At 38.8% G+C, this 20,072-nt stretch carries 19 protein-coding genes and 1 riboswitch; of the genes, 2 read left to right on the top strand and 17 right to left on the bottom strand.

Annotated features, from left to right (window positions below; genetic code table 11):
• Positions 1-14 precede the first annotated feature (14 nt).
• From essB to ACR42H_RS01675, 4 genes are all read right to left on the bottom strand, one after another.
• A complete protein-coding gene (essB, locus tag ACR42H_RS01690) occupies positions 15-1,358 on the bottom strand; it encodes a type VII secretion protein EssB (RefSeq protein WP_436374531.1) in 1,344 nt (447 codons plus the stop codon).
• Between the two features lie 14 nt (positions 1,359-1,372).
• Positions 1,373-1,612 (bottom strand): EsaB/YukD family protein, encoded by a 240-nt coding sequence (locus tag ACR42H_RS01685; RefSeq protein ID WP_436374530.1) that lies wholly within the window; start codon positions 1,610-1,612, stop codon positions 1,373-1,375.
• Positions 1,613-1,691: 79 nt separating this feature from the next.
• Positions 1,692-1,985 carry a WXG100 family type VII secretion target gene (locus ACR42H_RS01680; protein WP_009336200.1) on the bottom strand — a complete coding sequence of 98 codons (294 nt, stop codon included), beginning with the start codon at positions 1,983-1,985 and terminating at the stop codon, positions 1,692-1,694.
• 490 nt (positions 1,986-2,475) lie between these two features.
• A complete protein-coding gene (locus tag ACR42H_RS01675; protein ID WP_436374529.1) occupies positions 2,476-3,474 on the bottom strand; it encodes an ABC transporter substrate binding protein in 999 nt (332 codons plus the stop codon).
• A gap of 177 nt (positions 3,475-3,651) precedes the next feature.
• Here ACR42H_RS01675 and ACR42H_RS01670 point away from each other — a divergent pair, with 177 nt between their 5' ends.
• Entirely contained in the window at positions 3,652-4,275 is a 624-nt protein-coding gene (locus tag ACR42H_RS01670) for a DUF421 domain-containing protein (RefSeq protein ID WP_436374528.1), read from the top strand.
• 44 nt (positions 4,276-4,319) lie between these two features.
• On the opposite strand, the gene ACR42H_RS01665 is transcribed toward ACR42H_RS01670, so the two are convergent.
• From ACR42H_RS01665 to ACR42H_RS01635, 7 genes are all read right to left on the bottom strand, one after another.
• Positions 4,320-5,510, bottom strand: a complete 1,191-nt coding sequence (locus tag ACR42H_RS01665) for a M14 family zinc carboxypeptidase (protein WP_436374527.1) — start codon at positions 5,508-5,510, stop codon at positions 4,320-4,322.
• Positions 5,511-5,890: 380 nt separating this feature from the next.
• Complete coding sequence (locus ACR42H_RS01660; protein WP_436374526.1) at positions 5,891-6,091, bottom strand: hypothetical protein; 201 nt, start codon at positions 6,089-6,091, stop codon at positions 5,891-5,893.
• A gap of 182 nt (positions 6,092-6,273) precedes the next feature.
• Complete coding sequence (locus ACR42H_RS01655; protein ID WP_436374525.1) at positions 6,274-6,519, bottom strand: hypothetical protein; 246 nt, start codon at positions 6,517-6,519, stop codon at positions 6,274-6,276.
• A gap of 181 nt (positions 6,520-6,700) precedes the next feature.
• Positions 6,701-8,350 carry a pyridoxal phosphate-dependent decarboxylase family protein gene (locus ACR42H_RS01650; protein WP_436374524.1) on the bottom strand — a complete coding sequence of 550 codons (1,650 nt, stop codon included), beginning with the start codon at positions 8,348-8,350 and terminating at the stop codon, positions 6,701-6,703.
• Positions 8,351-8,620: 270 nt separating this feature from the next.
• Positions 8,621-9,820 carry a methyl-accepting chemotaxis protein gene (locus tag ACR42H_RS01645; RefSeq protein WP_113885285.1) on the bottom strand — a complete coding sequence of 400 codons (1,200 nt, stop codon included), beginning with the start codon at positions 9,818-9,820 and terminating at the stop codon, positions 8,621-8,623.
• Positions 9,821-9,874: 54 nt separating this feature from the next.
• Positions 9,875-10,585 carry a hypothetical protein gene (locus ACR42H_RS01640; RefSeq protein WP_436374523.1) on the bottom strand — a complete coding sequence of 237 codons (711 nt, stop codon included), beginning with the start codon at positions 10,583-10,585 and terminating at the stop codon, positions 9,875-9,877.
• Positions 10,586-10,640: 55 nt separating this feature from the next.
• On the bottom strand, positions 10,641-11,009 hold the full coding sequence (locus ACR42H_RS01635) for a hypothetical protein (RefSeq protein WP_113885283.1): 369 nt from the start codon (positions 11,007-11,009) through the stop codon (positions 10,641-10,643).
• Positions 11,010-11,125: 116 nt separating this feature from the next.
• Positions 11,126-11,212: riboswitch (cyclic di-GMP riboswitch) on the bottom strand.
• Positions 11,213-11,600: 388 nt separating this feature from the next.
• Between ACR42H_RS01635 and ACR42H_RS01630 the strand changes: the two genes are divergently transcribed.
• Complete coding sequence (locus ACR42H_RS01630) at positions 11,601-12,785, top strand: DUF4317 domain-containing protein (RefSeq protein ID WP_436374522.1); 1,185 nt, start codon at positions 11,601-11,603, stop codon at positions 12,783-12,785.
• Between the two features lie 320 nt (positions 12,786-13,105).
• On the opposite strand, the gene ACR42H_RS01625 is transcribed toward ACR42H_RS01630, so the two are convergent.
• The 6 genes from ACR42H_RS01625 to nikA form a co-directional block, all read right to left on the bottom strand.
• Positions 13,106-14,464: an MATE family efflux transporter gene (locus ACR42H_RS01625; RefSeq protein ID WP_436374521.1), complete on the bottom strand. Its 1,359-nt coding sequence runs from the start codon at positions 14,462-14,464 to the stop codon at positions 13,106-13,108.
• Positions 14,465-14,936: 472 nt separating this feature from the next.
• On the bottom strand, positions 14,937-15,755 hold the full coding sequence (gene nikE, locus ACR42H_RS01620; RefSeq protein ID WP_436374520.1) for a nickel import ATP-binding protein NikE: 819 nt from the start codon (positions 15,753-15,755) through the stop codon (positions 14,937-14,939).
• A gap of 33 nt (positions 15,756-15,788) precedes the next feature.
• The gene (gene nikD / locus ACR42H_RS01615) at positions 15,789-16,619 is read right to left on the bottom strand and encodes a nickel import ATP-binding protein NikD (protein ID WP_436374519.1); all 831 of its coding nucleotides are present in this window, start codon (positions 16,617-16,619) and stop codon (positions 15,789-15,791) included.
• A 20-nt stretch (positions 16,620-16,639) separates the two neighbouring features.
• Positions 16,640-17,470 (bottom strand): nickel ABC transporter permease subunit NikC, encoded by an 831-nt coding sequence (nikC, locus tag ACR42H_RS01610; protein WP_113885279.1) that lies wholly within the window; start codon positions 17,468-17,470, stop codon positions 16,640-16,642.
• Positions 17,467-18,411, bottom strand: a complete 945-nt coding sequence (gene nikB / locus ACR42H_RS01605; protein ID WP_113885278.1) for a nickel ABC transporter permease subunit NikB — start codon at positions 18,409-18,411, stop codon at positions 17,467-17,469. The genes nikC and nikB overlap by 4 nt, the downstream gene beginning before the upstream one ends.
• A gap of 18 nt (positions 18,412-18,429) precedes the next feature.
• A complete protein-coding gene (nikA, locus tag ACR42H_RS01600; protein ID WP_113885277.1) occupies positions 18,430-20,055 on the bottom strand; it encodes a nickel ABC transporter substrate-binding protein in 1,626 nt (541 codons plus the stop codon).
• Between the last annotated feature and the right edge of the window lie 17 nt (positions 20,056-20,072).

The following is a 20,072-nucleotide window of genomic DNA, read 5'->3' as shown; positions in this document are numbered from 1 at the left end:
ACCTCCTGTCTATCTTAATTTGGTTTTGTGTTTGCTGACTCTTCCTTCTTATCGGCTGGCTTTTCAGCAGATGATTCAGCAGCCTTTGAATCTGCAGGCTTTTGCTCGTCGGCAGCCTTCTGTTCAGACTCTTGTTTTACAGCCTGTTCATTATCCCCGCTGTTGCTTTGCTCTTCCTGAAGACGCTGCTCCTCTTCCTCCTGAGCTTTCTGTTCCTCTATATACTCATCGATCTCAGCTTGGATTTCGTCAATTTTCTGCTGTTTTTCATCGGATTCAAGGCTATCATCTGCTTTGACAACTTCACGGTACTTTAGCAATGCAAATAGGATTAAGTCTCTATCTTCAAGATCCCGGGAGATATCGAGAGCTTCCTTGGCATCTCCCCTCCCAATATGAATCCAGTAATGATAGTAAAGAGGATCCGTCTGCAGGGTGATGGTATTTTGGACATTCTCTTTTTGGTCTTCTGTCAATGCTTCATTTATTATGTAGGACTGGGCAAGTTCGTATTGCACGACTCGCGGCATCTGATCAATATCATAATTGGATAATTTAGATACGACTTCACTATATTGGCTTTTCAAGAAGTGTTCCTGGCTATTAATAAATGCTGCCTGTTTAGGCTGGGTAAAGATAAGGGAATATAGACTGAAAGCAAGGAAAGGCAATAAAGCAATCAGCAGCCCCCAAGCAGAATACCTTGTGGCTTTCCATTTTTTTTGCGGAACCTTAACATATTCCTTATCTTTCTTTTCAAGCATTTCAATATTAGTCCGGATGACTTCTGACAATTCATTTTCATCCTTGGCTTTGATCACACTTGCCGCCGCAGGCGACAGTTCAATGGTTTCATGGAGTCTAAGATAATCCCTGAAGGAATGCTTTCCATCTACAGCAGCTGCAATGGTCGCTTTCAATTCCATCCAGAGTTTTTCCTGATTGGCTTCATAAGGCGGAAGGCTTTCTTTCACACCATAATGAAGCAAATGCGGCGACAGGCTTTCATCAGCCACTATATTTTCCGGACAAACAATAAGATGCAGTCTGGAATATGGATGACTTTTCACAAGCTTGAGGAGCTGTGAAGAAAAGATCCATCTGCTTCTTTGGTCTTTCTTTTTTAATTTGGAAAAGGTTAAATAATTTGAGGGAATTTGCAGGACGAGGCGCAGTTCATCCTCTGTTAAATGGACATCCCTTTTTATAGCTGAATCCATTGCTTTGAGCAATTCCAATTCCGCAGCAGCATCAGCTTTTATTTTCTCTCTTTGAAAAAGAATGGTAAGGGATTGATGATCTGTTTCGACAACCGCTTCAAGCTGCTCTTCAAGGTAGGTTTGACTCTTTTCTGACATTTTTTAATGCTCCTTTATAAAATTTCGAAACGGTCCCCAGTGGTAATCCCCCTATCTGCCAGCTTATCGTTTCCTGACAGAATCATTTGCTTGTTAGGAATTCTGACCCAATAGCCTTCCCGGGGCGGCTGAGGAATCGACTTAGCTTGCCAAACAATATCAACTACTTTTTTAACAGAGTGATAGTTAGATAGACGGAGATCAAAAGGTTCAACTTCATAATTTTTCAGATCGATTGTTAATTCTATGTACATATTCAACACCCCATAAAAAAAGAGCGCTTTTCATCTGATGAATGTAGCGCTCCTTCTCCACTTATTGTTTCAGATGAAATTAACCGCGGATTTGGCCAGCAATCTGGTTATCAGCATCTTCAAGAGCTCTTGCAGTATTATTAAGCTGAACAGAGATATCCTCTAATAATTGCTGCATTTGAACAAATGAAGGTCTTAAAGATTGGTATTGTTCAGCAAACGCTCTGCTTGCTTCCCCTTCCCATGCACCTTCCAGTTCACGAATCATATTATCCAAACGGACAATCTGATCCCCAACCTGGCTGCTTTCTCCATTATAACGGTTAGACATGCCTACTAATTCTGCTGGTGTAACGCGAATAACTCCTGACATTCAAATCTCTCCTTTTCAATAGGTTACTATTATTGTAAAAATACACAATTAAAAGGTCAATTACTTACTTGAAAAAAAATAACAAAACAGTTATTTATACCCATCAATACCCAATTTTGAAATACTTAAACCTAAATTGGTATTTTTTTCATGGGTTTTTTCTATTTTTTGTTATTCACTCATTTTAAAAATACAAATTTTCTTCCTTTTTATTACTATCATGGCAGTCAAAACTCGTCAAATCGCTTATATAGCCTTGTCGAATTATGTCTGTGGTTTTATTCCTATTAATCTATAAACCCCTTATTGTATTTAATAGGTAAAATTACCCTATTATTTATATTTTAATTAAACTTTTTTGAGCCCCTTTTTTTCCTTCAATCACCATTCTAGGTTTTGTAGTTCTTTTGAATCATTTTCAAGAAAAAATTTCCGGGTTCTTTAAGCAAAAAAAGATACAGCCGAATCGCTGTATCTCTTAACAAACTATTTATTCCCCAACCACCTTAGCATCCTTTAGCATCTCATCCGTCAATTCAACTCCCTGCTCCTCAGCTGCTTTTTTGTTAATCACCAGCTCAAGACTTTCAGGGTAGCCTACAGGAATCTCACCAGGCTTTTTGCCTTCAAGGATATCAACAGCCATTTGGCCAGTAGAGTATCCAAGATCATGATACTCAAAACCATATGAAGCAAATCCGCCCCGTTTAACCGAATCACTTTCTCCAACAAAGGCTGGAATGTCTTTCTCATTGGCTACGTTCAGAACAGATTCAAGGGCAGATACAACGGTATTGTCCTTAGGAATGTAGAACACATCAGCACGGCCTACTAAGGATTCAGCAGCCTGCTTTACCTCGGAGCTTGTTGAAATAGTCGTTTCAACTGCTTCAAGCCCTGCTGCCTCGATGGCTTCTTTCGCATGCTTAACATTAACTACTGAGTTTGGCTCCCCGTCATTGTAGATGATGCCGACCTTCTTAGCTTCCGGTACAAATGTTTTAATGGAGTCAATCGTTTTTTTAATGGCATCCGGATGTGTATCAGATGTACCCGTTGCATTCCCGCCTGGTTTTTCCATGCTTTCCACAAGCTCAGCTCCAACAGGGTCAGTGATGGCAGTAAATAGGATTGGTATATCCTTCGTGGATTGCACAACCGATTGTGCACTCGCAGTAGCAATCGCCAGGATCAAATCATTCTTGTCTGCAACCAGGTTCTGAGCAATGGACATATTATTGTTCATATCCCCCTGGGCGTTCTGGAAGTCAATTTTAAGATTTTTTCCTTCTTCATAGCCTGCATCTTTCAGTGCGGCAATAAACCCCTCTCTTGCAGAATCCAATGATGGATGCTCTACAATTTGCGTGATCCCGATTTTTACGGTTTTCTTTTCTGACGCTTCCCCGCTGGTTTCCTCATTTCCTGATCCACAGGCAGCAAGCATAAGTAATGCACTGCTTGCTAGGATGGCTAACATCTTCTTCATCACAAATTCCCCCCGACAATTATGTAGTTTTTAAAATTTTTATAATATTTTGATACTAACACGTTTAATATGAACGGAACAATAGCTAATCCCACTTTTCGTTAGATAAATTGACATTAGCAGTTTTAGAAGACTCTATTTGCGAAAGACTATAATAAAATATAGGGAGGGATAAGAGTGGAATTCGATTGGATTTGGAACTCAATCCTTGTCGTCATCGGGGGCACGCTGTTATTAAGGATCGCTGGCAGAAAGTCTATTTCACAGATGACATTAGCTCAAGTAGTGATTATGATTGGCATAGGTTCCCTATTAATTGAACCGGTTTCAGGGGAAAGCATTTGGACTACTCTTGCTGTAGGACTCATCCTTGTCCTTACCTTAATTATCATGGAATATGCGCAAATGAAATCAGACAAATTCGAGAAGTTTATCACTGGGCAATCCAAAATGATTATAGAAGATGGAAAATTAAATGAACAAAACCTGAGAAAACTGCGATTTACTGTGGATCAGCTAGAAATGAAGCTTCGCCAGCATAATGTTGCTGTCATCAGCGATGTAAAATGGGCGACTCTGGAGCCCAACGGTCAGGTTGGCTATGAATTAAAGGAAGAGGCCCAGCCAGTGACGAAAAAGGAATTCCTGCAGCTGCAGGCTGATGTCCAGCAGCTGATTCATTTGCTCGAACCTGCCTTTGCCAAGGGCTTCTCTGTCCATATGCTTTCCGAAAACGAAGAGGACATTTTTACAGAAGTGGCAGAAGAAACTACTGAGAGTGTACCAGATCATCTGCAGTAAGAATAAAGCTGATTCCCATTGGGAATCAGCTTCTATTGACTCAGTTAACGAATTGGCACTCTGTTAGGGATTTCGTTATATTCTTCCGGATTCAAATCATACACACTGCCATCTGCCACGCCATTGATTACCCCCATGACACCTGTTTCTACTGTCTTAACCAGCTGGCCTTTCATCTTTTGTCCATAGTTATGTGTCTGCCCTTTTATTTCAAATAGGACAACCCCGCTACCGTTCAAGGCAAAGGAGCCCAATGCAGTTCCAGGCAAGTCTAAGTCCTGGTCATATAAAGAAATATTGGTAAACACTGAATTTCCTTTTTCCTGAAGTGCATCATATAGTTCAACGTTTAACTGTCGTGAAAAATCAAAGCGATAATTCTCCGCATATTGGCTATATTTTGCCCCCTCTGGAGAACTTGGGTCCGGAACAAAGTCTGCTGAAATGGACATTGTTACATCTTCATCTGTTCCTTCAATCTTATAGAAATTTTGGTGATGAAGATCTAAAAAGACTTCAACCTTGCCAAATTCCTCTTGCAGACCCTTATATACATCCCGGACTGTTTGGGATTCAGGTGTAATATACCAGCCTGGAGTACTGGAATTGCCAGGGAAGTCCTCCGCCTTCGGAACATAGTTCAAGTCAGGGTTAAAGTCACGGTTTACATCGAATCCTGGAGCTGCAGAATAGTCATCTCCCTGAAGACTGCGTGTGTAATAATTCCAGGTTGGCTGCGCATTATGTAATTGAGGAAACTGTTCCTGAACTTCTGCCCAGGTCATCACATTGCCGCGCCTGTCCAATTCAGAACCATCGGCATTCATCATCGGGATTGCGACAATCGTTAATTCTTCTCTAATCCTTTTCGCTTCTGGTGATTGACTTGAACCTAAATATTGAAGAATATTCAGCAGCGCAACAGTGCCGGTCTTTTCATTGCCATGAATTTCGCTCTGCACCAGTACCACCTTATCTCCATGGCCCACTCGTGCTGTAAAGATATCTCTCCCCTGATTCGTTTTTCCCGCTGATTCAACCTGAACCAGGCCGTTCGATGATTTTTCAATTTGGCTTAACTTACTCTTTAATTCTTCATAATCAACAAAACCATTAATTGATACATTTTCTTCTGTCACAGGCTTTGCACCCTCAGCAAACCCTACTTGGGGTACGAGAATCGAAGCTGCCAGTGCTGCTGAACTAAGTACTTTCCATAATGACCTTTTCTTCATGTTTTAGCCTCCCCTAATCTATTAATTCGATATCCGAATTATTTATATCATGCCTTTTCCACAGGAGGATGTAAATCTGCTAAAAGAATTAATATTCTGAATAATAAATATCCTACATTTTCCTTATTTGCTAAGACTTTCATCATGTATGAGAGCCACTCACATTTATTTTTATAAAAAATCTTACTTCATTAATGCTGTTACACAAACTTGCGTTATTAATCTGATTCGCCTTATGCCTTTTCAAGCATCTCAGCCAAGGCATGCCGCCGGCCTTCCTCATTTACTTATGAACCTCTTATTGCTCCTGAATTCAGCAGGAAGATTTTTACCGAATTCAAAAAGGGGATGCCCCTTTTATGAGCTTCCCCTGATATTTATTAATAAGGGTATCCGAATCCTGGTCCACAGCAAGGTCGCGGGTAATAAAGCGGCGGCGGTGGAGGATACCAATAATATGGACGCGGGTAGAATAAGGCAGTGCCCAATAAACCTCCTGCTAACCCGCCTAAAAAGGGCAGACCAAAGAATCCAAAAAACCGCTGATCCTGCGGCTGATAATGGCCTCTATAACGGTACATCCGTTTATACCTCCATTTCCTCTATATATGCTTACACTACTTTATATGCGTGGAAGTGGGTTTGGCTTGGGCAAATTCACTACATATGGAGGGGGAATGTTGGGGAGAAAGAAGGCTACTCCTCTACTATTGAACAAAGAACCTTGAAAGGCATCTACCCGTCAAGGCCTTATTTGAAACTACTATGACTCAAAAGCTGTTTTTTCTGGAAATATGCCACCTTCTCTTACAAGGCAAACTGCCAATCTTTGAGCAGCTCGATCAAAATAAAACTTAGAGGGAATATTTTGATCTGGTAAACTTTCTAACTCTGAAAACTTCCTGGTTGTTTTATTTAACTCAATTTTCCCCATAATCTCTTCATTAGGTCCGAATTTGTAAACCACAGTTTCATCATCTTCATAATCCTTTAATAATAATACAGACAATCCGTGCAATTCTTAGATGAATCGGATCGGCTGCTTTCCAGGGGGATACATGGAGAAACTGGCAGAAGAATTCCGTAAGCAGGTAGCGGTACATTACAATTAAACATAGAAGAAGCTTCCCACAATCAGATTATGAGAAGCCTCCATAAATACTTTCCAGCCAAATGCTGGATTTACTTCATTAGGAACCTATAATACTATACTTACGATTTCTCATTTTCAGGAAAAGCTCCAAGTGTTCTTTTAAGAATCCGACATAACGGTCGACCTCTTCTATCGTAGTGTAGGGAGAGATCGTGAAAAATTTATGTGCGTACACTGGCAGCTGCTTGTTTGAGTCTGCCGCTTCCACGAATCGCTGCTTTTTTGTATTTCCAAAAAAGACAGTATCTCGTTCAGCACCAATTACCTCAGCAAACTCGTCATTAAATTGATTAATTTCCATTATTTCTTCCACAGGTAAGTGTCCGTTCAATTCATTATCCCATTCTGTCTTTTCAGGGTAAAAACGGAATGTTGTAATAGGAGAAATTTCATTCGTTACTGCCACATTCGAAACTTCTCTTGTTAACATCTCTCTAAATGCAATATTGACACGGATATAGTTGGCCAAAAGCTCTTGATAGCCTTCCATTCCAAATGCTAATAACGATGCATAAATCGCCAAAGCACTTCCCATCCGCGAGCATTCCAGTGTGAAGCCTGTATGATAGCTGCCATATCCACGGTTCCCAACATAAGGCGTTTCCTCTGCATCTAAGTCTACATACTTAAGATATTCTCTGTTTTTAATTAAAAATAAACTTGTGATATATGGGGTTTGTCCAAGCTTATGGAAATCAAAGACCATACTATCTGCAAGCTTTATCTGTTTGAACTTATGCTGATAGGATCTTAAAACCTTCTTAACATTGTCTTCAAATCTCAGAGGGTTGCTTTCAAAATCGTAATGGTTAAAGAAGGTATACATGCCGCCCATGGCCGAATCTGCATGGATATAGATCGGAAATACGCCATGGGTGCGTTCCAAGTCTTCTGCTATCCGCTTAATCCCCTCAATGTCATCAACCCCAAATGTATCAGTCGTTCCCATTGTGGCAAGTACATAAAGAGGAACACCGCCATTGCCAATAACAAGCGCCATTTTCTCTTTTAAATCGTCGAGATTCATAGAATGATCAGCATTCGCTTTTACCCGAATCATGTTTTTCACGCCAATCCCTGCAGCTTCTACAGACTTATACAGACTATAGTGTGATAGCTCTGAACAGAAGCAATAGAGATTTTGCGGTACACCATTTTCATTTGAAGACGGTGCGTACCGTGCAATGGCAAGTCGCAAAGAATTAAAAACAGCGCCTTGTCCTCCCCAGGTTGTATACCCTGCACTAATGCTCTCATCGTATCCGATTAATTTGGATAGCATACTGGTTATTTCGATTTCTGCTGCAGCCGCAGCCGGTCCTTCCACATCCCAAAGATTGTTCCCATTGACCAGGACCATTACTAAGTTCCCGATCATACTGGCTATATTCGGAAGGGGCGCTGCGTTGGCTACATAATTTCGATTGACGTAGCGGTGTCCTTCTGCCAATTTAAGAAGCTCCTGAATCACTTCCTCCATCGGCACACCCTTTTTCGGAACATCGGCCTTTTCAATGATACGATTATAGTAATCCTCTGTGTATTCGGGCATTATTCCCAGTGTTAGTTTGTTGGGATCCTTTAACTCATCTATTTTCGTTAAGATCGTCTTAAAGTAAGACAATAATTCCTCTCTTTGGAGTTCATTCCCATCCATGCTGGGAAATAACTTTTGTATTTCCTTCATCCTGTACCTCCTGGATGCTTTTTCTTGAAGCAGTTTTATCTAAAGATCCAATAAAAAAGTCCACACAGGTGGACAAATCAGTGCCTAATTAAGCCTTTTGGCAACCTGGCTGCCATAGAAATATTCCCTATTAAATAGAAGGGATACTGTAATATTTATTGATCCTTTCTTTTATAAGGACTAATTCGGGCATCAAAGGGAAGCTTCCCACAAGCTGCATTTACCTGAAAGAAGCACCTTTATATTAATCAGCCAGCAAGGTAAGGATCTTTATACTGCTGCACTGACCTTTTTATCAGCAATTTGATCCTGAGCTGCCTCTGTTTCAGCACCATGATTCCATGCAAATATTAATTTGTTTACATCATTTGTCAGCTCAACAAGGTTTTTTGCTACCTGAACGAGTTTTTGCATTGCAGATAGTTCATCATCACTAATTTCGAGTAGCTCCTCAAACATTTCAACAGATTCCCTTGAGATTGAGGCAATCTCAACAATTGTTGCCATGATCTGCTGTGAAGCAGAGGATAATTCCTGTGTACTCGCAGAAGAGTTTTCATTATTTTCAGCAATAATTTTTGTAGTAGCCAGAATTTGTTTGAACATGGCCCCAACTTCTACAAGAGTGGTATTTGTATCTTTCAATTCCTCTGTTCCCTGCTGCATGGAGTTCACAACTACTTCAGTTTCTTCCTGTATATTCTTTACAATGTTTGATACTTCAGAGGAGGACTGCCGTGATTGTTCGGCCAATTTTCGAACCTCATCAGCAACGACCGCAAATCCCTTGCCATGCTCTCCCGCACGGGCCGCTTCTATGGCCGCATTCAATGCCAATAAATTAATTTGTTCTGAAATCCCTGTAATCACTTTTACTATCGTGCCGATTTCATGAGACTTTTCTCCGAGTTTATTTATGGCATCAAATGTTATATTTACCGTTTGATTAAACTGATTCATTTTATCTAAAGAATCCTTTAGCTTCTCGTTTCCGTCCTGCGTCAGTTCTAAGGTAGTATTCGATTGTTCTGAAATCTGAAGGGATCTCACGGATAGATCTTCGATAGCCTGTGTCATTTCCTCCATAGATGCAGCACTTTCTTCTGTAGCTGCCAATTGTTTCGTCAACCCTCTGCCTACCTCATCAATTGCCGCTCTAACAATATCCGCTTTCTCAGAAGCATATTCACCGACTTCAGTAAGATTTTCACCTTTTTCATGAACATCTTTTGAATAGGAAAAAAACTTTTCCCTTACAAGGCCAAAATAGTCGATTAGCCCATTAAATGCAGTATGTTTAGAGCTTCGTTCATCAACTTTGTTTGCAATATTGCCCGCTGATAATTCTTCCATTCCATTTATTATTTCTTTATGAATATGAAGATGGTGCTTTAACGAAAAATACCGGTAGGCAAAAAACACCGATACTCCCATTAAGATAATAATGATGCCTAGCATAATCGCTTCCATTTTAAGTAAATCCCCTTACATCTATTTAATTGAATTAAACTTCAGTGTGTATATTTAAAGCTCTTTTATAAGGATATATGTACCATCCGCTACATTTTCAGGAATACCGCTCAACTTATGATTATCCTGATATTTATGGACAATATAATTTCCTTCTGTATCTATATATTTTTTCATATTATGATATTTTTCCATGACCCGTATTGATTTAGGGTTGGTTGCTTCACCTAAAACAGCCTTTAATCCTTGGGATGATGCTTTTGCGATTAATCTATTTCCCAGTTCCTGAATAATTTCATGACGATTATGTTCAGCCATTACGCCTAACATGAAAAGGTGTAATAGTTCTCCATCCTTGATTTCATGTCCATTCTGTTTTTTATAATCTTCCATGAAACGTTTATCTACATCTTCCAAAACACGCAGAATTACATTCATATCATAAAAAGAACCTTCAAATATGTCTTCCCCAATTATCTCAGGTGCATTTGTATCTCCCGCAAGCACACCAACAACTTTATGATTAGCATCCTGTGCAACTGCGCAATATCCCTGTTCAATCTTAGAGTCTAAATAATCCTTGGTAAACTGATAGAAATCCTCATAGCCTATATTCAGTTGACCTACCATTGGCTCCTGAACCCATTTCCCTGCAACCTCCACTCCTATGAACGTACGGGCCAGACAATCAGCTGCTTTCACAATTAACTCTGGCTGATCCTTCGTTATAATTTCATATGTATATAGCTCTAGTGTTGTTTGCACTTCTTTACTCCCTTTCAAATGTAAAATAATGATTCCCTAATCATAGTCACGAACATTAGATGCCATGAGGCACTTTATCAACAAACGTACCTGAGAACTCAATTCTCTCAAGTGCATTCCTGATTTGCACCTGCGCAATTTTAGATGATGGTTTTACAACAAGAATATCCTTAAATCCCAATGAAGAATAAAATTGCATTGTCTGTTCAAGCTGTGGAACCACCTTTGATGGGACAGGTGTTTGATGGGTCCCGTCTACAACAAATGTATAACTTTGCCTTGATACCTTATTAATCGTATCCTGTAAATCTATCATATAACCTTCCGCATCCTCCTCTCTCATTAACCCATGAACCTGTACATGAACTTCCTTTGCGGCCTCATTAATGGCCATTTTGTATTTTTTCTTATCTACAACTATCATCGCTGATCTCCTTTTCCTGTATTCTCCATCATTTTTTTGCCCCTGTTTAAAGGGGTCCAAAAAAAAGACTACCCCCAAATAGATAGGGGATAGCCAAATAAACGTTCGTTATTATCCTTGGCAACCCGACTGTCATTACCCTGGAGGATTTTAGACTCGTAGCTTTGCGTCCTTACCTTTCGATAAGTTTGCCTTTTTCAATTTTATTAAGTAGGACTAATTTCACGATTACATTTTACTATACTATTATAAAGAACTTGCCATTTTTTGTCGATACTTGTATTTTTTATCCGTATATCCAATTTCATTCCAAAGAGTATGTTCCCCATGTTAAAGAAATTAAAAAGGTTCCCATAAATTTAGTTAACTTATGAGAAGCCTCAATTAAAAACCTTTATGCCAACAAAATATCAGTATCCCTCATTCACCCGCCAGCGCAAACTTCGGCCGGTAAAAATCAACTTCATGCTCTAATTCATAAATCCCTTTTCAAAAAAGCGAAAATAAAAGGGATTAATAATTTATAGAGCTGATGTATTTTGTTATTCTAGTAAATATGCATATTGGGCAGCTTAGGAGTGGATTTTAACCGTGAACAAAAAAGACATCGCACAGATTCGGAAACAATTTAAGTTAAATAATGACTTACTAAAGATCTCAGATATTTTTAATGTCTATATTATGAAGGAATCAAGCGAGATTTATCATTATGAGAGCCAGCCTTTTGAAATGCTGGACCAGGATCAGCAGGAGCTATTTATGGATAACTTCAAAAAGCTGCTTGGCGGCCAATTGGATGAAAAGCTCTTTGAATTAAAGTTTCAGAGGGATGCCGAAAACAGCAGCCAGCTCATCCTGCATCAAGGTTTGCTAAGCAGTGATGCTGAAGGCTGGACAGAACTAATGCTTCAGATTGTCGGCAAAATGCTGGGAATCCGGCAATATGAAAAGGATATTGTCGTTACGTTCATTCGCGGGGAGTATCTTAAGCCAATGAAACGCCGCAATGCAGAAGCCGAGGAAAGTGAACGGGATACCGTTTATTCTCATCCCTTTATTCTTTGCAGCATAAATAACACGCAAGAACCGAAGAAAGAACTGCTTTTTGACTATGTCGAAAAGGAATTTAAATATCATTTTACCGTTGATCCGATTATCAACCTCAAGGCTCCCATTTCAGGGTTCCTATTTCCATGCTTCACCGATCATGCTGCTGATGTCAATCACGTCTTGTATTCAGCAGGCAAGGTTCATGAGCCCGACCACCAGTTCATAGAGGACATTTTAAACGGAGAAGAAACGATGACGGCGCAGGATGATAAAATCGTTTTTGAGGAAATTATTAAAGACGTAACAGGAGATCAGCTAAGCACATCAACACTTTCCAGCGTATATGAAGAGATTAACCGGATGATCGTGGAAAACGAAGAGGATGAACCGCCTAAGCTGGATTCCAAAGACGTAGAACGTGTTTTAAAGGTGAGCGGACTCGAAGATATTGATTCAGAAAGGATCCAATCCGCTTATCAAAAAATCATCGACGATGACAAATATGAAATAAAGGCAAGCAGCGTCCTGCCCAAATTTAATTCAAAATCAATAAAAATCAGCACGAAGGCAGCCAACATATCCATCTGCCCGCAAGATCTTCGATATGTCAAACAAATCCATTTTGACGGCAAGCGCTACCTGATGATCGAAGTGGAAGAAGATACCGTGATTGAAGGCTTCACGATGATTCCCGAAACTTTTGGCGGGGGTCAGGACAAAGAATAATAAAAAAAGGAATTCCCGAATAGGAATTCCTTTTTGTTTGTTATAAGCAGTTTGGGGATCAGCGGGACAGAAAACCTGTACCTATGTCCTAGCGGATGATGCTTTAAAACGTTGGGTTCAACGCTTTAAATTACACCATACTACCCCTAAGGTGAGAGTGTGAATATCTTAAACGTGGTGTGTGGCAGGGTGCGGCAGCTCAAGATTTTTCCATATTTCATCTGTAACATCTATAACATATTACTACTTTTTCAGTGGATTGCGTTAGCAAAATGTTAGTATTTTATAAGCGTTATACTAAGGTAGTCGAATTCTAGAGTTTATTTTTTGTTAGTAAATTTTTTACGAGTTAATTTGGGAATAAATAACGATAAAAAGAAAGACCGAAATAAACTAAATACGACAAACGCGATCCATAATCCGTGGTTTTCATAATGCGGTACAAGCACCCAAAGTGCAATTAAAAAAATAATCAATGATAAACCAATGGAATCCCGGATAGACTTTGCTTCAGTAGCACCAGAAAAAATTCCTTCTAGCTGCAAACCCCAGAAACCAAAGATAGGAAACACAAGCATCCATACCAGAAAGTCTTCTGACATAGCTTTTACTTCTGTAATTGTCGTAAATGAGGCGATTATACTTTCTCCGAAAATAAGTACGCTTAAACTCAAAAGAATGGCCGAGCCTAATCCCCATTGAGCGGAAAGAGTATACGCACGCTTATAAAGAAAAAAATTAACCCCACCTATAGCTCTGCCGACCAATATACTAGAAGCATTCGCGAAACCGCCAAATAAATAAGCTATTATATAGTGAATTTGTAGTAAGATGGCATTGGCTGCTAACGTAACTTCGCCCATACTTGCACCTATAGAAGTAAAAATTAAGGTCATCGTGAGCAAACATACAGTCCTTAGAAATAAATCTCGGTTCACTTTCATCATTTTTAGAATTGGTCCAGTTTCTAGCAGCATTGATAACTTTATATTGGCTAGTTTCTCTCTATTGGTCAAGTAAAGAAGCCATGCTCCTAACACAACAGCACTAATCTCAGCTATAAGAGTAGCAAAAGCAACGCCCTTAACTCCCATTCCTAACTCTAAAACAAAAACAAGGTCTAATATAATGTTTAAGGCATTCATCCATATTTGAGTAGCCAAAGCTAAACGCACCTTTCCCATTCCAATAAGCCAACCAATAATCACGTAGCTAAGCAGAATAAACGGTGCTCCCCAGATTCGAACAGAAAAATAGGAGGATGCAAAGAATGATACCGCTTCACTTCCTCCAATTAATGATAAGGCAATGGCCAAAATAGGACCCTGTAAAATGATAAAAAACAAGCCAAACAAAATAGCTAAAATCATTGGTCTAAGTAAGGATAATACCATTTCATTTTGATTATTTGCTCCTTCTGCCTGAGCAGTAAATCCACTTGTACTCACTCGCAGGAATCCAAGCAGCCAATACATTGTATTAAAGATAACGGCCCCAATGGCAACACCACCTATTGAAGCCGGGTCGGGAATCCTTCCAACAACTGCAGTATCAACTGCCCCTAAAATAGGTGTTGAAATGCCTGATATAATGAGTGGAATGGCCAACACTAAATATTCTCTGTGGCTACAGGATGATGTAGTATTATTTAAGACCATTGAATCTGTTGCCAATTTCATAAATTCCTCCTGCTTTATCCATAACTTAATCAATTGAAGGTGTTTAAATTTGGAATTTCCAAGACCTACAACCTGAGCAAATTTTAATCAATTCTAAACGTTATCCATTTTTATATCTCGATTTTTTGGATTGCATCCATAAGATCCGAAGATTTTCTATCCCATCATAAAATATTCCTGCTTAAAAGTACTCCTATACATCCTAACAAAACAAGTAATGAGATAATTAGTACTTAATAGCTTAAGTATAATTTCTTTAAAAATGCAGAAAAAGACAGGTTTCCCTGTCCTTATCCATAAATTTCACCCATCCTCTTTCATCTAAAGATAGATCTTCATCTCGTGGAATACATCTGCTTATTGCTTCGAGGATATAATGACGGAATTTTTCATTTGGATATTTTGGAGCAGTCTTTGGCATCAAACTTTATGTTTTATTTACTGACTTCACGAAGCTTATATTCTGTTTATGTTAACCCAGTTTGCCCGTTGTAAGTGTACGAAAGCGTGGATGTTCTGCAAGGATGCAGTCTCTTAATCGTTTAACTATAGGGTGTTTTGATGAAAAAAATTGGTCTTTTGAATCGTAACGCTCAATCAATTCCCCTTTTTCAAGTACACCAATTTTATCAGAAATCGAATAGGCTGCTTTAATATCATGTGTAATAAAAAGATAAGATAAGCCGAAGTCATCTTTTAACTCGCTTAATAGTTCTAAAATTAAGCTTTGTGTAACCATATCTAAACTACTAACTGATTCGTCTAGAACGACTAACTTCGGTTTAAGAGCGATTGCTCTAGCAATATTTATCCTTTGCAATTGTCCTCCGCTAAATTGGTGCGGGTATTTTTTTAAATCCTTTTCGCTTAATCCTACTCTTTCTAATAGCTCACAAACTGTTCTTCTTAATTCTCCTTTGGTTAGTTTTCCATAGTTCTCCAACGGCTCGCTGATAATACGTTCAGCGGTCATTCGGGGATTAACAGCTGAGTATGAGTCCTGAAATACAACTTGGAGGTCGCGGCGTATATTATGTTGGGTAGCTTTATCCGAATTATATATGTCATATCCTTGAAACAAAACCTGGCCTTGCTGTGGACGCTGAATCCCGAGAATTACTCTTCCTAAGGTACTTTTACCGGCTCCACTGGTTCCAATTAAACCTAAACATGTTCCCTCTTCAATAGTAAAGGAAATATCATTAAGAACTTTTTTTGATAGATCTTTTCCTATAAAAAACTTCTTAGAATTAAAGCTAAGACTAACTTGTTTTACCTGTAGCAAGCTCAATGGTTTCACCCCTTGGAAGATTCAATGGGCCTATCATAACATATAGGTATAGGACTGTTTCTGGGAATATAAGGTCGGTCTTGTCCTCAGCAACTTCTTGGTGTACTCATGTTGTGGATTATCAAACAATTCTAACACATTTGCAGCTTCCACTATTCGCCCGTGTTGCATAACGATTACATCATCCGCCATTTCCGAAATAACGCCAAGATCATGGGAAATGAGCAGAATAGATGTACCATATTCAGAACGAACTTTATCTAATAGACGGAGTACTAATGATTGGCTATGAAGATCTAATGCAGTAGTTGGCTCATCCGCGATTATAACGGAAGGGTTTAAGCATGCAGCCATTGCAATCATCACACGTTGAAGCATACCTCCACTTAATTCAAAAGGATAGTTTTTTAATATTTTATCAGAATCTGGTAAATTTATACTTTTCATTACATCAATCGCAAGCTCTTTTGCTTGCTTTTTCTTTAACGTGGTATGAGATCTGATGGTTTCAACAAATTGATGACCAATCGTAAAAACTGGTGTAAAAGCATTCATTGGATTTTGCATAATAAAAGCAATATCCTTCCCTCTAATTTTCCGCATTTCTTTGTTTTCGAGACCATTCAACTCCTTGCCTTGTAATGTAATACTCCCTCTAATATCCATTTTTTTCTTGTCATGCAGCTGCAGAATGGACATACTTGTAACCGTTTTACCACTGCCACTTTCCCCAACAAGCCCAAGAATCCTTCCTTTTTTTATTCCAAAATTTATATCCTGAACAAGTGTGGAAAAACCTACTTCAGTTGTTACTTGTACATGTAAGTCTTTAACATTTAAAATGTCTCGCTCATTTACATCCATTATTCAACAGTCCTTTTTCATTAGCGGCGTTTAACCCCAAAACGTTCTGATAGTGATTCACCTAATAAATTAAACGTCACAACGACTAGCATGATCATTAAACCCGGATAAATCATTAATGTTGGATTCGTTCTGATATATGATTTCCCTTCATGAATCATCGCCCCCCACTCCGGTGTAGGGGGTTGCACACCTAAGCCTAAGAAGGACATGGATGATAAATTCATAATCGCCCAACCCATTTCTAATGTTCCCATTACCGCTAGTGATGGGAGAACATTAGGAATAATATGTTTCTTCATAATAATCCATGTAGAAGAACCACTGATTTTAGCTGCGGTAATATAGTTCTGTTCCTTCAGGCTTAGAACCATTCCCCGGATTACCCTTGCATAATAAACCCATTGTACGAGGATTAATCCTAAAATAACTTGTTTAAGACCCGCTCCCCAAATTCCAACAAATCCAAGAACAAACAAAAGACTTGGAATCGCCATCAGGCCATCACCGATTCTCATTAACAATTGATCAACCCAACCACCTATATATCCAGATATGATACCAATTAATAAACCCATACTTAAAGCTGAAATAAAAATTAGGAAAGCAAATCCCAGCGAAATTCTTGCCCCAAATAGGATACGAGAAAACATACATCGACCTAAATGGTCTGTTCCTAATGGGTAATCCAAAGAAGGTGGCTGTAGTTTATGAGTTAAATTGATAGCGATAGGGTCGTTAGGTGCCAGCCACGGAGCGAATATTGAGATCAAAAGTAATATGCACAGTATTAGGAAACATGTGACAATCATTTTTTGACTTTTTAATATACCACGAAATATTGCTATCATTGATACTGCCTTCCTTTTCTGGAAATACGAGGGTCTAAATACATTTGGATAAGGTCAACAATTAAGTTGCTTATAAGAAATACTCCCGCTGCTAATACCACATAGCCTTGGATAACAGGAACATCACGGTTAAAAATAGCCTCAATAAAATACCGTCCAAACCCTGGCCACGAAAAGACTGCCTCTACAATAATAGCTCCAGTCATTAAGTTTCCTAAATTCATTCCAAGACCAGTAATCATAGGAGAAATGGCAATTCTTAATACATGCTTTCCCATTATGATTTTTTCATGAATACCTCTCGTCCGCGCAAAAAGTACATATGACTCTTGTGAATTTTCCAGAACACTCGTACGTAACAGGCGAGTATATAAAGCTATTAAAGGGAAAGCCAATGTGACTGAAGGTAAAATTAAATGTCTCCAGGTTCCCGTACCCTCTACTGGGAACAGGTCTAGTTTTACAGAAAAGAAAAAAATGAATAAATATCCAAGCCAAAATGATGGTATCGATGCCCCTATAAAAGAGAGGAATCGACTAAAATGATCTATGCCACTATTCTTCTTTATACCTGCTAAAAACCCCAAAGGGACACTCACTAAAATTGCAATCAATAGACTGCCTAATGTTAACTGAATAGTTGCAGGTATTCGCGAAGAAATCTCTTCCCATACAGGTTGATTCGTAACATAAGATATCCCAAAATCAAGTTGGCATATCTTAATAAGGGCGTTCACATACTGGATTAGAAGAGGTTGATCTAAGCCGAACTCATGTCTTTTTTGTTCTAGCATCTCATCTGTCGCTTGGATATGTGCTGCAGAGAAGTATGCCTCAGCTGGATCCACTGGTGATAGGTTAATCATTCCAAATGTTAGCAGAGTAGCAATAAGAAAGATTGGAACGATTGTCATTATTCGTTTCAAGACATAAGAACCCATGAAAACATCTCCTGTCGCTTACTCGTTTACGCTAATCCCTGTAAATGGATGTTCATCTCGGTTACCAGGGAATGTAAAATCAGCAACATCCTTTTGATAAATTGCTATTTTCTTAATATACGAAATAGGTACAATGGCACTTTGTTCTTGTAATGAGCCTAAAATTGCAGTGTAAAGTTGCTGACGCTCGTTTTCATCCGTTGTTTGTTGAACTTCAGCTATTTGATTCATTAATTCTTCTTTGTTAGGATAAGATGAAATCGCTTCTCTAAATCCAAATCCATCTGTGGCCATCATGTTTACGAAAGTATGCGGATCATATGGAGCACCAAAGTTACTATAGAAATTCATATCGAACTCATTAGCTTTGAATCTTTCCACTTGAGTGGTAAGCTCAACTCCGGCAATATTTAGTTTTACACCTAAGCCCGCCCACTCAGACTGTAAAGTTTCAGCCATTGTTTTTTGGATTACTTCAGCAGAGTTATACATTAACTCAATTTCAAGTGGTTTCCCATCTTTTTCACGTACACTTTTACCCTCTGGCAATATCCAGCCTGCTTCATCTAATAAATGCTTCGCTTTTTCAACACTATATTCAACCGTGGTCGTATCAACATGTGAAGTATAAGGTAAGTTTGTTGGTAAGATATAGTCAGCCTTCTCTTCCAAGCCAGATGTCACACCTTCAACCATTGCTTGTTTGTTAAATCCATAATGTAATGCTTGACGAACTCGTACATCTGAAAGCTGTTCTTTATTCGTATTCATAACCAGCTGTCTAGTAGCGACTGGCTCAGAAATGCTAGTTCCATAGGAACCTGTAGACTCTAATTGCTTAAAAGAATCTATGCTAATAACACCCTCACCATATACAAGGTCTAAATCACCTTTTTCAAAAGCAAGTACGCGTGTTTCAGCATCAGGAATGACTTTGACTTTAATTTTCTCTACACTTGGAAGTTCTCCCCAATAATTTTCGTTATGTTTAAAAATAGCAAACTCATCTACTTTATATTCATCTAACACCCATGGACCCGTACCAACAGGTTGGTCTACACCCTTTGAAGTGTCACCATCTCCAGGAAAACCAGCTTCTCCTAGAAAACGAACTGGACGTACAACTGCTAATTCCTGAATAGTAGGATAATATGGCTCTTTTAATGTTAATTTGAATGTATATTCATCTATGACATCTGTTTGATCAATCTTTGGAATAAATCCTAACCAACCATGCATATCTGCATTCTTTAGTATTGCATCAAAGTTCTTTTTCACAATATCAGCATTGAAATTTGTGCCATCAGAAAATTTAACATCCTGGCGTAAGTTAAATACATATTCTTTCCCATCTTCAGAAATCTTCCAAGACTCTGCTAAATGTGGCTTTAACTCTCCACCATCCTGGTAGCTAACTAAAGGTTCATATACCATGGATTGAGCGAATAATTGAGATGGATTGTAAACATGAGGATTTATTTCGCCTATATCTCTAGGCCAAGCAAAAGTAATCATATTATTATTTTTTTCTGAGGAATTTGGATTTTTAACTGATTCGCTTGAACATCCGAGTAAAGCCATTGATAAAATAAGAATAATTACAGAGATAACTAAATACCGTTTTTTATTTATTCGGTTTGACATAAGTATGCACCTCTCGC

The sequence above is a fragment of the Cytobacillus sp. BC1816 genome, from assembly GCF_051353635.1.
Lineage (GTDB): Bacteria > Bacillota > Bacilli > Bacillales > Cytobacillaceae > Cytobacillus > Cytobacillus oceanisediminis_C.
This window is presented reverse-complemented; position numbering and strand designations above follow the sequence as displayed.

Bases quoted from the DNA above. Each gene is read 5' to 3' on its own strand.
- essB (WP_436374531.1), bottom strand. From the start codon at position 1,358: ATGTCAGAAAAGAGTCAAACCTACCTTGAAGAGCAGCTTGAAGCGGTT.
- ACR42H_RS01685 (WP_436374530.1), bottom strand. From the start codon at position 1,612: ATGTACATAGAATTAACAATCGATCTGAAAAATTATGAAGTTGAACCT.
- ACR42H_RS01680 (WP_009336200.1), bottom strand. From the start codon at position 1,985: ATGTCAGGAGTTATTCGCGTTACACCAGCAGAATTAGTAGGCATGTCT.
- ACR42H_RS01675 (WP_436374529.1), bottom strand. From the start codon at position 3,474: ATGAAGAAGATGTTAGCCATCCTAGCAAGCAGTGCATTACTTATGCTT.
- ACR42H_RS01665 (WP_436374527.1), bottom strand. From the start codon at position 5,510: ATGAAGAAAAGGTCATTATGGAAAGTACTTAGTTCAGCAGCACTGGCA.
- ACR42H_RS01660 (WP_436374526.1), bottom strand. From the start codon at position 6,091: ATGTACCGTTATAGAGGCCATTATCAGCCGCAGGATCAGCGGTTTTTT.
- ACR42H_RS01650 (WP_436374524.1), bottom strand. From the start codon at position 8,350: ATGAAGGAAATACAAAAGTTATTTCCCAGCATGGATGGGAATGAACTC.
- ACR42H_RS01645 (WP_113885285.1), bottom strand. From the start codon at position 9,820: ATGGAAGCGATTATGCTAGGCATCATTATTATCTTAATGGGAGTATCG.
- ACR42H_RS01635 (WP_113885283.1), bottom strand. From the start codon at position 11,009: ATGATAGTTGTAGATAAGAAAAAATACAAAATGGCCATTAATGAGGCC.
- ACR42H_RS01625 (WP_436374521.1), bottom strand. From the start codon at position 14,464: ATGAAATTGGCAACAGATTCAATGGTCTTAAATAATACTACATCATCC.
- nikD (WP_436374519.1), bottom strand. From the start codon at position 16,619: ATGGATGTAAATGAGCGAGACATTTTAAATGTTAAAGACTTACATGTA.
- nikC (WP_113885279.1), bottom strand. From the start codon at position 17,470: ATGATAGCAATATTTCGTGGTATATTAAAAAGTCAAAAAATGATTGTC.
- nikB (WP_113885278.1), bottom strand. From the start codon at position 18,411: ATGGGTTCTTATGTCTTGAAACGAATAATGACAATCGTTCCAATCTTT.
- nikA (WP_113885277.1), bottom strand. From the start codon at position 20,055: ATGTCAAACCGAATAAATAAAAAACGGTATTTAGTTATCTCTGTAATT.